General features: G+C 60.8%; 12 protein-coding genes. 6 read left to right on the top strand and 6 right to left on the bottom strand.

Translation table 11 applies throughout. The features are described from left to right. Positions 1 to 3 precede the first annotated feature (3 nt). The 5 genes from NMA58_RS26625 to NMA58_RS26605 all read left to right on the top strand — a co-directional run bounded on the left by NMA58_RS26625 (position 4) and on the right by NMA58_RS26605 (position 6,288). The gene (locus NMA58_RS26625; protein WP_434713858.1) at positions 4 to 1,176 is read left to right on the top strand and encodes a glycoside hydrolase family 88 protein; all 1,173 of its coding nucleotides are present in this window, start codon (positions 4 to 6) and stop codon (positions 1,174 to 1,176) included. A gap of 15 nt (positions 1,177 to 1,191) precedes the next feature. Continuing rightward, positions 1,192 to 2,301 carry an ABC transporter ATP-binding protein gene (locus tag NMA58_RS26620; protein WP_430957343.1) on the top strand — a complete coding sequence of 370 codons (1,110 nt, stop codon included), beginning with the start codon at positions 1,192 to 1,194 and terminating at the stop codon, positions 2,299 to 2,301. Between the two features lie 20 nt (positions 2,302 to 2,321). Then, complete coding sequence (locus tag NMA58_RS26615; protein WP_434713857.1) at positions 2,322 to 3,047, top strand: DUF624 domain-containing protein; 726 nt, start codon at positions 2,322 to 2,324, stop codon at positions 3,045 to 3,047. A 40-nt stretch (positions 3,048 to 3,087) separates the two neighbouring features. After that, a complete protein-coding gene (locus NMA58_RS26610; protein WP_430957341.1) occupies positions 3,088 to 4,362 on the top strand; it encodes an ABC transporter substrate-binding protein in 1,275 nt (424 codons plus the stop codon). A gap of 75 nt (positions 4,363 to 4,437) precedes the next feature. Further along, positions 4,438 to 6,288 carry a DUF2264 domain-containing protein gene (locus NMA58_RS26605; RefSeq protein WP_434713856.1) on the top strand — a complete coding sequence of 617 codons (1,851 nt, stop codon included), beginning with the start codon at positions 4,438 to 4,440 and terminating at the stop codon, positions 6,286 to 6,288. A 79-nt stretch (positions 6,289 to 6,367) separates the two neighbouring features. On the opposite strand, the gene NMA58_RS26600 is transcribed toward NMA58_RS26605, so the two are convergent. The 6 genes from NMA58_RS26600 to NMA58_RS26575 all read right to left on the bottom strand — a co-directional run bounded on the left by NMA58_RS26600 (position 6,368) and on the right by NMA58_RS26575 (position 11,348). Next, positions 6,368 to 7,006, bottom strand: coding sequence for a histidine phosphatase family protein (locus NMA58_RS26600; RefSeq protein ID WP_434714412.1), 639 nt, complete (start codon positions 7,004 to 7,006; stop codon positions 6,368 to 6,370). Between the two features lie 196 nt (positions 7,007 to 7,202). Then, entirely contained in the window at positions 7,203 to 9,530 is a 2,328-nt protein-coding gene (locus NMA58_RS26595) for a PAS-domain containing protein (protein WP_434713855.1), read from the bottom strand. Between the two features lie 230 nt (positions 9,531 to 9,760). Next, positions 9,761 to 10,180, bottom strand: a complete 420-nt coding sequence (locus NMA58_RS26590; RefSeq protein WP_430957338.1) for an HD domain-containing protein — start codon at positions 10,178 to 10,180, stop codon at positions 9,761 to 9,763. Between the two features lie 5 nt (positions 10,181 to 10,185). Beyond that, positions 10,186 to 10,512, bottom strand: a complete 327-nt coding sequence (locus tag NMA58_RS26585) for a DUF2934 domain-containing protein (protein ID WP_434713853.1) — start codon at positions 10,510 to 10,512, stop codon at positions 10,186 to 10,188. Between the two features lie 81 nt (positions 10,513 to 10,593). Further along, a complete protein-coding gene (locus NMA58_RS26580; RefSeq protein WP_434713852.1) occupies positions 10,594 to 10,950 on the bottom strand; it encodes a hypothetical protein in 357 nt (118 codons plus the stop codon). Positions 10,951 to 11,057: 107 nt separating this feature from the next. Continuing rightward, positions 11,058 to 11,348 (bottom strand): hypothetical protein, encoded by a 291-nt coding sequence (locus tag NMA58_RS26575; protein ID WP_097600515.1) that lies wholly within the window; start codon positions 11,346 to 11,348, stop codon positions 11,058 to 11,060. A gap of 347 nt (positions 11,349 to 11,695) precedes the next feature. On the opposite strand from NMA58_RS26575, the gene groES reads away from it, so the two are divergent. Then, positions 11,696 to 12,010 carry a co-chaperone GroES gene (groES, locus tag NMA58_RS26570; RefSeq protein WP_085781736.1) on the top strand — a complete coding sequence of 105 codons (315 nt, stop codon included), beginning with the start codon at positions 11,696 to 11,698 and terminating at the stop codon, positions 12,008 to 12,010. The last annotated feature ends 55 nt before the right edge of the window (positions 12,011 to 12,065 follow it).

The following is a 12,065-nucleotide window of genomic DNA, read 5'->3' as shown; positions in this document are numbered from 1 at the left end:
TCCATGAACGCCGTTTCCTCAGTCGCCCCGCAGCCGATCACCGATGAAGAGGTCAAAGCCGCGCTCGATCTTGCCGTCACGCAGATCTGGCGTAACCTTCCCGAATTCACCTACGCCTCGCAGAACCATTCGAGTGTCGGAAATTTCTATCCCGCCGTGGCGAACACCCAATGGACCGCCGGCTTCTGGCCCGGAGAGCTGTGGCTCGCCTTCGAGCACGGCGGCGATCCGGTTTTCCGGCATGCGGCGCAGATCCAGGTCCAGTCCTTCCTGCATCGGATCGTCAATCGGATCGAGACCGACCACCACGACATGGGCTTTCTCTATTCGCCGTCCTGCATCGCCGCCTGGAAGCTGGTCGGAGACGAAGACGGCCGCAAAGCCGCGATCCTCGCTGCCGACCAGCTGATCGAGCGCTTCCAGCCGATCGGCCAATTCATCCAGGCCTGGGGCCACAAGGGCAAGGCAGAAGAATATCGCTATATCATCGACTGCCTCTTGAACCTGCCGCTCCTCTATTGGGCAAGCCGCGAGACCGGCGATCCAAAATACCGCGAGATCGCCCTCACTCACGCCCGCACCACGCTCGCCAATTCGGTCCGGCCCGACGATTCCACCTACCATACCTTCTACATGGACCCGGTCACCGGCGCGCCGGTGCGCGGCGCCACCAAGCAGGGCTACCGGGACGACAGCGCCTGGGCGCGCGGCCAGGCCTGGGGCATCGCAGGCATGGCGGTCTCCTATCGCTACGAGCGGATCGAGGAATACCGCCAGACTTTCGACCGGCTGCTCAGCTTCTATCTCAACCGGCTGCCGGCCGACATGGTGCCCTATTGGGATCTCGTTTTTTCGGATGGCGACGGCGAACCGCGCGATAGTTCCTCGGCGTCGATCACCGCCTGCGGTCTGCTTGAAATGGCCGAACTCGTCGAAGCCGAAGCCGCCGAGCGCTATCGCATACTGGCACGGCGGATGATGAAGAGCCTTGCCGATCACTATGCAGTGAGAGATCCGGCGGTCTCGAACGGGCTGGTGCTGCACGCCACCTATTCGAAGAAATCGCCCTTCAACACCTGCCGCGGCGAGGGCGTCGATGAATGCGTCTCCTGGGGAGATTATTATTACATGGAAGCTTTGACGCGGCTGTCACGCCGCTGGTCTTCCTATTGGTGACGTCAGGAGGACCCAATGGCCAGCATTTCGCTTAAAGAGCTGAACAAATCCTACGGCGCGCTCACCGTCGTCCACGATATCGATCTTGAGATCGCGGACAAGGAATTCATCATCCTGGTCGGCCCCTCCGGCTGCGGCAAATCGACGACGCTGAGGATGATTGCCGGTCTCGAGGAGATATCGGGCGGAGAGCTCCGGATCGGCGGCGACGTCATGAACGACGTTCCCTCCAAGGATCGGGATATCGCCATGGTCTTCCAGAACTATGCGCTCTATCCGCATATGACCGTTTACAAAAACATGGCCTTCGGCCTGCAGCTGAGGAAGGTTTCGCGCGATTTCATCGACAAGCAGGTCCAGGATGCGGCCAAGATCCTCGACATCACCCATCTCCTGAACCGCAAGCCCAAAGCGCTTTCGGGCGGGCAACGCCAGCGCGTGGCGCTCGGCCGCGCCATGGTGCGCAATCCCGCCGTCTTCCTGCTCGACGAACCGCTTTCCAATCTCGACGCCAAGCTGCGCGGGACGATGCGCTCCGAAATCACCAAGCTGCATAAGCGCCTCGACGCCACCTTCATCTACGTCACCCACGACCAGGTGGAAGCCATGACCATGGCGGACCGGATCGTCGTGATGAAGGACGGGCACATCCAGCAGGTCGACACGCCGCAGAACCTCTACGACCGTCCCGTCAACATGTTTGTCGCCGGCTTCATCGGCGCGCCGCAGATGAACATGCTGCCCTCGACCATTCAGCGCCGGGGCGGCGGCTTCGTTGCCGTGTTCGACGGCCGGGAACTGCCGCTGCCCGGTCATTTCGACAAGGGCAGAATCGCCCCTTACGAGGGCCGCGAGCTGGTGCTCGGCATCCGTCCGGAGAACTTCCACGAACTGCCGCCGGCCGACATTCCGCCCGAGAACCTGGCGCCGCTCAAGGCGGTGGTGGAGCTTGCCGAGCCGATGGGTTCGGAAGTGCATCTGAACATGGTGGCCGGCGGGCGCAATCTCATCGCTCGCGTGTCGCCGCGCTTCCGGCCTGCGATCGGCGACGAGGCGACGCTGGTGGCGGACATGAGCAATGCCCAGCTGTTCGACAAGGAAACCGAACGCTCGATTCTTTACTGAGGCGCCAGCGGGAGACGGCGATGCAGTGGCTGCGGGACATGTGGACGAAGGAGGGGCCGGGCGTTCCGAAGGATGCGCCTGCGAAGACCGGCGTTGCCCTGTTCATCGAGACCCTCGCCCGCGAATGGTGGGAGGTGGTCAAGCTCAACATCCTGTTCCTCCTGGCCTCGCTCCTCGTCGTGACGCTGCCGGCGGCACTCGCCGCCATGGCGCGGGTTTCGGTGGCTTTGGTGGAGGATCGCAACACCTATCTCCTCAGGGATTTTGCGGAAGCGTTCCTGCGTTACTTCCGGCGCGCCACCGCCTGGGGTCTGGCGCTGGCCGCGGCCTTTGCGATCTGCATCTATGTGATCCTCACCTATGGCGCCGGAGCGAGGGAGAACTTGATTCTCGCCGCCCCGCTCGCCGTGGCGCTTGTCGCCACCGCCTTCCTTGCGGTCACCGCCTGCCATCTCATCGTGCTGATGGTGATGCGCGACCTGCCGGCTCTGCGGCTCCTTCGTCTCGCTGCGCTCGCCTCTGTCGTCCGTCCGCTTCCGGCAATCGTGGCACTGGCCTTCAACGCTGCCCTGTGGCTGGCGCATATCCTCTTCTATCCGGTTTCCGTGTTCATGCCGGCGACTTTCAATTTTTCACTCGGAATGTTCGCCGTCGCATTCGGCGTCCATCGGGCGGCAGTGATGGTTCTGGACCAGCCGGAGACACCGCAGCCGCACCGTAAACCGCATGCACCAAACGCATCATAAAACAGTCGATCCAGAGACGATCCAGGGAAGGAGAACAGAAATGTATTTGGATAAATTCGGGAGGACGGTGAAACTCGCCGTAGCGGGTTTCACCTTGGCCGCAACAACGGCCGGTACAGCGCTCGCTCAGGATGCTGTGACCCTGAAATGGGCTTTGTGGGACTGGGACAAGACAGCCTATTACAAGCCGCTGATCGAGGCCTATCAGGCCAAGCACCCCAATGTGAAGTTCGAGCCGATGGACCTCGGCTCGCAAGACTATCAGCAGATGATCTCGACGCAGCTGACCGGCGGCTCGAAAGACATCGACATCGTCACCGTCAAGGACGTGCCGGGCTACACCAACCTGGTGCGCGCCGGCAACATCGCCGATCTCAGCGGCTTCGTGAAAGATCAGAAGATCGATCCGGCTCCATATGGCGGCCTGATCGAGGAACTGACCATCGACGGCAAGATCTATTCGATACCCTTCCGCTCCGACTTCTGGGTCGTCTACTACAACAAGGACATTTTCGATAAGGCCGGCGTGCCCTACCCCACCAATGACATGACCTGGGCGCAGTTCGATGCAACCGCCGAGAAGCTTGCCGGCGGCATGGGCACCAACAAGACCTATGGCGCGCTGCTGCATACCTGGCGTTCGACCGTTCAGCTGCCCGGCATCCTCGACGGAAAACACACGCTCGTCGATGGCGATTACGCTTTCCTGAAGCCGTGGTACGAGCGAGCGCTCACCCTGCAGAAGGACGGCGCCATTCCCTCCTACGCCTTCCTGAAGACGTCGAACACGCATTATTCGGCGCTCTTCTTCAACGGCACGATCGGCATGCTGCCGATGGGAACCTGGTTCGTCGGCACCCAGATCACCAAGGTGAAGTCGGGTGAATCGAAGAGCAAGAACTGGGGCATCGTGAAGTTCCCGCATCCCGACGGCGTCGCGGCCGGCACGTCGGCGGCGCAGATTTCGGGCCTGGCGGTCAACGCCAATTCCACCCACAAGGAAGCCGCGCTCGATTTCATCAAATTCGTCACCGGTCCGGAGGGCGCGGCCGTTATCGCGTCGACAGGCACCTTCCCCGCGCTCAAGACCGCTGACGTCAGCGCGAAGATCGCAGCAACGCCCGGCTTCCCTGAGGACGCGGCCAGCAAGGAAGCGCTGATACCGTCGAAGACCTACCTGGAGATGGCAGTCAATCCGAACGCCGCCAAGATCGAGGTCGTCCTGAACCGCGCCCATGACGCGATCATGACCGATAACGCCTCCGTCGACGACGGCTTGAAAGAAATGACCGAAGGCGTGAAGGCCATCAAGTAAACGCCATACGACATCGCGGCCGCGGGTGAGCATTTCGCCCGCGGCCGGTTCCTGTTCTAAAATTTGGGACTGACGATGATCTACGATCCCACCAAGGCCAATCCGCTTTCCGGCAACCCGCTGAAGACACGCGACGATCTGGCCAAGGCCATCATCGATCTCTTCAAGCCGCTTCTGCCCTATTTCTCCGAAGGCGGCGCCCGTGTGCGCCTTAGCGCTACCGGCGCGATTTTCGACCGGGCGGCAGCGGATCTCGAAGGATTTGCACGCCCGCTCTGGGGCATCGTTCCGCTCGTTGCGGGCGGCGGCCACTTCCCGCATTGGAACCTCTATCGACGCGGGTTGGCGAATGGGACGAATCCTGCGCATTCCGAATATTGGGGCGACCTGGCCGACCGCAACCAGAGGCTGGTCGAGCTCGCCGCCGTCGGTTTTGCGCTGGCGCTGGTGCCCGAACACATCTGGGAACCGCTGAGCGACGGCGAGAAAAGGACCGTCGCCGCCTATCTTCTTGCAGCGCGCGAACTGGAATTCATCGACAACAACTGGAAATTCTTCCGCGTCCTGATCGACCTCGGGCTGGAGCGCGTCGGTGTCGCTTTCGACATGGCAAAAACCGCCGCCTATCTCGATGAACTGGAAGCTTTCGACATCGGTGAAGGCTGGTATCGCGACGGACCGGTGCGGCGGGTCGACCATTACATTCCCTTCGCCATGCATTTCTATGGCCTGATCTACACGGTACTGGCGCGCGGCGACGAGGCGCGAAAGAACCGGTTCCGCAATCGCGCCAAGATCTTCGCCGTGGATATCCGCCATTGGTTCGGCCCTGATGGCGCAGCCCTCGCCTTCGGCCGCAGCCAGACCTACCGCTTCGCGGCCGGCGGCTTCTGGGGAGCGCTTGCCTTCGCCGGGGTGAAAGCGCTGCCATGGGCGGAGATCAAGGGGTATTATATGCGCCACATCCGCTGGTGGTCGGCCATGCCGATCGCCGATCGGGACGGCGTGCTCTCCATCGGCTATGGCTATCCGAACCTCTTGATGAGCGAGAGCTACAATTCGCCCGGCTCGCCCTATTGGGCGCTGAAATTCTTCCTGCCGCTCGCCCTTCCCCAGGATCATCCGTTCTGGACCGCCGAAGAGATGCCGCAGCCGGATTTCCCTGAGCCCGTGGCGTTGAAGCCGGCCGGCATGGTCGCCATGCACACGCCGGGAAATGTGGTCGTTCTCTCTTCCGGTCAGCAGCATGACAAGATGCGCGGCGCAAACGAGAAATACTCGAAATTCGTCTATTCCACCCGCTACGCCTTCAACATCGAAGCCGACGACCGGAATTTTGCCGCCGCAAGCTTCGACGGCATGCTCGGCCTCTCCGACGACGGCGTTCATTTCCGCATGCGTGAAACCATGGAGGAGGCACTGATCGCGGGCGACCGGCTCTATTCGCGTTGGCGCCCTTGGAACGATGTCACCATCGAAACCTGGCTGCTTCCCGCCAATCCCTGGCACATCCGCATCCACCGCATCGCGACACCGCGTGCGCTGAGCACCATCGAGGGCGGCTTTGCGATCGAACGCGCCGATTTCAACGCCGATCGATCGGAGCATGCGCAAGGCCGTGCTATCTGGTACGGCCAGACCGATATCAGCGCGATCGTCGACCTCTCGCCTCATCCGAGAACCGGCCATGCGATGAACCCGATCCCCAACACCAACCTCGTCCACGCCAAGACCCTGCTGCCGCAGTTGCGCGGCGAAATCGGCCCGGGAACCACCCTGCTAGTCAGCGCGGCACTGGCTCTGCCTGTTCAGGAGGACTGGGCACTGGCGCTGGAGAACCCGCCGGCCTGCCCGCATTTTGGCGAGTTGGAGCGGCACTTCCGCGAGAAAGGCGTTCGGGTGCCGGCATTCGCTCTCCTGATGTAGCTTGGTGAGGCGTGCGCCGTCGGCGGGGCATGGCGGATCGAAGTCGAGATGATTGAGCTCCGGCTCCATATGCGGCTTCTCAATCGCCGCAAGCTCCTGATCGCCGAGCATTCTCGTCAGGTCGACACTGCGATCGCGGCGGAGATTCCACAAGTTCGGCTTGACCATTCTGAAGCCGATAAAATCCGGACTGCGGCACCGGCAGTTCCAGCATTTCCTGTCTGGATAGTCGAAGATACATGCCTCGTATCAGCCTCCCCGTCAGCCCGTGGGATATGGCGATCGTCGTCGAGCGAAGTCCTGACAACCATTCCTCGACGCGGGCACAGGCTGCATCGAATGTTTCTCCATCCGGAGATCGAAAGAACCAATCGAAACCGGTGGCGCCTTCGAGCATGCCCGGATATTCCATGCTGATTTCATAGTGACTCATGCCGTCCCATGATCCAGTCGTGACCTCCATCAATCGTGGGTCATCGCGGCTGGCCAATGGCACATATCGTGCAATCCGCGCCGCCGTTTCCTTTGTGCGACCCAACGGACTGACATGAACATCGATCTGATCGAAGGACCGCTCCAGTTCGCGGGCAAGAAGTTCACCCATCTGATCCGCTTGCTGCTGCCCTCTCTGAGTGAGGGGGGAATCCTTGTGACCTTGAAAGCGGCCGGCGGCATTCCAGGTCGTCTCGCCATGCCGAAGAAGAAAAATTATCGTCAATATCGTAAAACCTATGAAGAACTGCGGCAGCAAAGGCCTTAGCAACCGATTATATGCTTTTCCGACATTTGTACGGCCGCGTCCACAGACGCCGCGATAGTCCGTGTGAGGAGATCCGCGCTTGGCGCGATGAAGGCCAACGCTCTGATGGCCCTTCTTCAACACCTCCGCCAGCGGGCCTAACTCCCGCCCTTGCCTAGCGGGCAGCAGCAACGCGCAGTTCATCCGACGTCTCGGCGCCAATCGGAAGCCGCAGCGTAAAGGTCGTGCCATTCCCGCGGCTGCTTGCCACTTCTATCGATCCGCCGTGAAGTTCGATGATCTGCTTGACGAGATTAAGGCCGATGCCAGTGCCGGCAATGCCGGTGGAACTTCTGGCGCGAAAATAACGCTGGAACATTTTCGGGAGATCATCGGCATCGATGCCGATGCCTTCGTCGCGGACAGTGATGCAAACGCCGTCCCCTTCCTGCCATCCGGTGACGTGGACGTTTGGAGAATCCGGCGCATATTTCACGGCGTTCGAGAAGAGATTGCTGAAGACCTGGTCGAGCGCGGGATGATCCCCATAAATGCTCGGAGGAAGCCGATCGAGGTCGAGCAGAAAACGGTGGGTGCGCCGGATGCTCTCCTGGCGGGCGCCGCAGATTTCGATGATTTCCGCGATCGAGCACGGCTTGTGCACGATATTGATCCTTCCGTGGTCCAACCGCCCGGCAGCAAGGATACTTTCCATCAGTTCGAGCATGCGCGAAACCGAACCGCGGATCTGATCGGCTTTTTCGCAAAGAAACTCCGGCGTCGCTGCCTCTTTGCGCCGAATGAGCCGTTGCGCCGCGCCGTCGATCACCGCAAGCGGGGTGCGAAATTCATGCGACGCCATCGAGACGAATTGCCGCTGCAATTCGTTGATCTGCTTTTCCTGTTCGAGCATGCGTTCGAGCTCTTCTGTCTGCCGCGCCAGTTCGACCGTGCGGGAGCGCACCATCTCTTCAAGCGTGTCGCGGTGCTGCAGCAATGCCTTTTCGGCGCGCTTGGCCTCGGTGACGTCGACGACAGCCATCAGCGATGCCGCCTGGCCCTTGTAGTTCAGACAGGTGGAATAGACGGTGACCTCGATGGCCGTGCCATCTCCCTTGAGATGGCGGGAAGAGCGGGACGAGGCAGGATCCTCGACATCGAAAACGACGGCCTGCGGCGGGTTGCATTCCTGCGCCTCGATATCGGATAGCCGCATCGTCAGGAATTGCTCCAGACGATAGCCGTAATGATCGATGGCAGCCTGGTTTACGTGGAGAAATCTCAACGTTTCATGATCGTAAACCCACATCGGCATCGGGTTGCCTTCGAACAGCAGCCTGAACGACGCCTCCTGCATTTTAAGGTCGGTAATATCGACGCGTATGCCGACACTGCCGCCTTCGGAGATCTGGCGTTCTTCGATCCGTATCCAGCGGTTTCCGGGTAGGCGCTGCTCGTGTTTGCTGGTGGGCTTTGCATGATGGGCCAGCCTCTCCGCCAGCCATTCCTCCTCGCGCCCGACCGCTTCTGGATATTGGCCGCGTTCGAGGCCAGCACGCAGGCGGTCTTCGAAGCGCATGTCTTTCACGAGCATATCGCCGCTTTCGGCGTAAAGCTGCTCATATCTCTGGTTCCACAGGACGAAGCGGTCTTCCTCGTCGAACAAGACGAGGCCCTCGGGGACGACTTCGAAAGCCGCCAGAAGACGTGCATGCGCCGCCCGCGCCTCCTGCTCGGCGCTTTCTGCCTGGACATGCGCCTTCGCAAGGGCCTTTTCAGCCTGCCAGGCCTGCGTGATGTCCTCGTGGGTCGATACCCAGCCGCCGTCCGACGTGCGCTGATGATAGCCGCGGATGATCTGGCCCGACTTGAGTTCCTTGATCCAGTCTCGGGGCGTATCGCCCCTGTTGGTCGCTTCGGCCCAGGCGAGATATTCCGAGGTCGAGGTGGCGGGAACGGCGCCGACCCCCTGTCTCAGCTTGAGGATGTCTTCGAGTGACTGTCCCGGATGGATGACGGAGGGATCAAGTCCGTAGACTTCGGCATAACGGTTGTTTGAAAGCAGCAGCCGGCCGGCCTCATCGAACAGGCAGACGCCTTGTCCCATGCTGGCAAGCGCCGTATCGAGTTGCTCGTTGCGCCGCCGCAGGTCCGCCTGGACTGCGCCGAGCTCGATATGTCGGTTAATGCGGGCGACGAGCTCCGCGGTGGAGACAAGATTGGAAACGCAATCGACAGCACCGGCGGCAAGCGCTCCGATCCGGCCCTCCTCATCCTCCGGCGAGACCACGATGATGACCGGAATATCACACGTTATGGGGTTTGATTTGAGACGCCGGCAGTCTTCGAGACCCCGTCTCTCCGGCGACAGGGCGTCCAGCAAAATGAGCGCCGGCAGCGGTCTTTTGGCGGCCAAATCGTGAAACTCAGCTCGGTCGAGCTGAAGGCGCAGCACGATACCACGCCGCTCAAGGGCGTGACCGACACCATGCAGGCCTGCCAACGTGCTATCCATTGCCAAGATTGTGTGCAATTCGCCGGACACGACCGTTCCCCCCTTCGTCCACATGGACGCGACTATAAGTCGTGCGGGTTAACACGCCCCTCACCCCAGGTCGGCGCCAGGGTGCTCCACGTTCTATGGTTGAAGAACGGTTGCGGGCGATGGAAAATATCAGGTGGAGCAAAGGACGCGCGGCAGGACATTCCTTGAGATTTCGGCGTCGCCCAGACCTAGCGTTCGTTCCGGATGTCGTGCAGGAGATCCAGACCGCGCTGGTATTTTTCGGTTTTCTTGCCGGCTTGTTCGGCCTGTCGGAGATTGTCTTCGAGGTCGGCCTGTTTGACTGGCAGGGCCAGCGGATTCGATGCGGCGCGTCTGACGAATTCGTCATCAGTCTCCTCGGGCCGCCGCGTCAAGGCATCCACCGCGGAAATGATCGCCGGCGGGAAGCCTTCCTCCCTCAACCTGTCGAGCGTCCAGCCGCTGCCTTTTTCGGCGACGTCGTGAAGATAGGCGACCGTTCGCGCCTCGTCGCCCGACACGAGAAGCGCGACCCGCTGGCAGTGCTCGAAGAATGGCCGGCCGGTCTTGTCCACCTGCCCTTCATGCGCCTCTATGGCGATTTGCGTGGCATGGTCGAGATGCTGCATCGCGGTTACGGCCCTTCGGTCCTTCTGATTCTTCGCTGGGAAGGCTTCTCACCCGTTGTTATCTCGATATCGGGTGTCGTCGCCCCGGCAACTTGAGCAAGGCCGGCTCGCGGCGGATCGAGATCACCGCTTTCCCCGGCTCCTTGAAGCAAGGCCGCATCATCTCTGTCGTCTTGATCAAGCAGGTCTTGCAGCGTCTCATGCTCGTCTTCGCCAGCCAGCTCGTCGCAGGCCTGCATCCAATGACGCATGTCCGAACCTTCAGGGCGACCTTCGGCTTCCCAGATTTCATAGGCGCGCCGCCGTATCTGCTCGTGTTTGTCTATGGCCATGATCTTCTCCAGTTTCGACCTGACCTTGCAGCGTTCGTCTGGCTCCGGCGCTCCCGACGGCTCTCAGCGCAGCTTCGTCTTTCAAGGCGTGTTGATGGTGGGAAGAAAATCTTCCACTTGCTTGCGCTCATCCTTTGGGAGGGTCTCCACCCGCTCTTTCCAGAAGCGTTCGGCCGCCGGGGGATCCTCCTCCCATTGGCGAACAGTGGTGATGTTGTCATCAATTTTGGACCGGCGGCGCCCGCCGAGGCTGAGATACTCCTTCGCGAGTTTCAGGCTTGGTGTCTCAGTACCGCTATCGCGATCAACCGTCGAACGCGCGTTGCGTCGAGCGGCTTCCAATGCCGCCTGGCGATCGGCCTCGGCTTGCTGCGTGTCGAATGAGCGCGCATCGTCGGTTCCGCTCTCGGGAGACATGTTGGTTGGGGAAGTGGTCATGGATCACCTTTCGATGCTGTGATCCAATAACCTCCGCCAGCCGCGAGAGTTCCGCATGCTGGCGATTGATTCGGGCGGGCGGTCGAGCCGAACCGTGCTGCCGGCAATCAGTGAACGGCCATGCTCACCATGCGATAAGGGTGCACGGCCTCGAACTGCGAGATCATGGCCGTTGCCTGAAGCAACACGCGCTCGGCATTCTCGGGATCGTCGCGAGCGAGTTCGTCGGCATTGACGCGGATTGCTTCGGCCATGTTGTTGGAGAGTACGGCAAAGTGCGTATTGCCTTCGACAAGCGCCTCGCGCGCCGTATCCTCCAGCGTGCGAGCGATGTCGACGAAGATCTCCTCGCGTTCCTCGATAGTGAGGTCTTTGATTATATTGGTCTTCTCTTCCATCTCACTCACTCCTAAAGACGTGGGACGGTGATCGAGCTCTTCGAGCCTCGATCCCCTGAGAGCTAGGAACGCCGACATCCGGATTCAAGCCATGTACAGTTTGAACTCGCCTTCGAGCCGAGGGGACGAGATCGTCATTATGCCGAACGCAGGAGTGGGCCTTCTGTTCCCGGGGAGAGCTGCTAGCAGTCGCCGGTAGAGAGTGCTAATTTTTCTCCTGCTCCTCTTGAAATCGAAAAACGCTCGAACCAGATCATTCGCGCAAGGCGCGACTTTGCACCCGGACCTCGTCAATCCGGTTCGGCCAGAGCCGACAACGTCGTCATTGTTTGTCTATGGAGGAAGACATGTCGTTCCGACCGCTTCATGACCGCATTCTCGTCCGCCGCGTCGATTCCGAAGAAAAGACCAAGGGCGGCATCATCATTCCCGACACCGCCAAGGAAAAGCCGCAGGAAGGCGAGGTCATCGCCGTCGGCCCCGGTGCGCGCAATGATGCCGGCCAGATCCAGGCGCTCGACGTCAAGGTCGGCGATCGCATCCTGTTCGGCAAATGGTCCGGCACGGAGATCAAGATCGACGGCGAGGACCTGCTGATCATGAAGGAAAGCGACGTGATGGGTATCATCGAAGCTCAGAGCGAGCGGAAAGAGGCCGCCTGAGTCCATCAAGTCGAAAATCAATGCTAAAGCCCGGTGCGATCTCTGAGATTCGCTC

Origin of the sequence: Rhizobium sp. YTUHZ045 (assembly GCF_051124255.1) — a bacterium.
Classification (GTDB): Bacteria; Pseudomonadota; Alphaproteobacteria; order Rhizobiales; family Rhizobiaceae; genus Rhizobium.
Note: the sequence above shows the minus strand (reverse complement) of the source record. Positions and strands in the feature narration are given on the sequence as shown.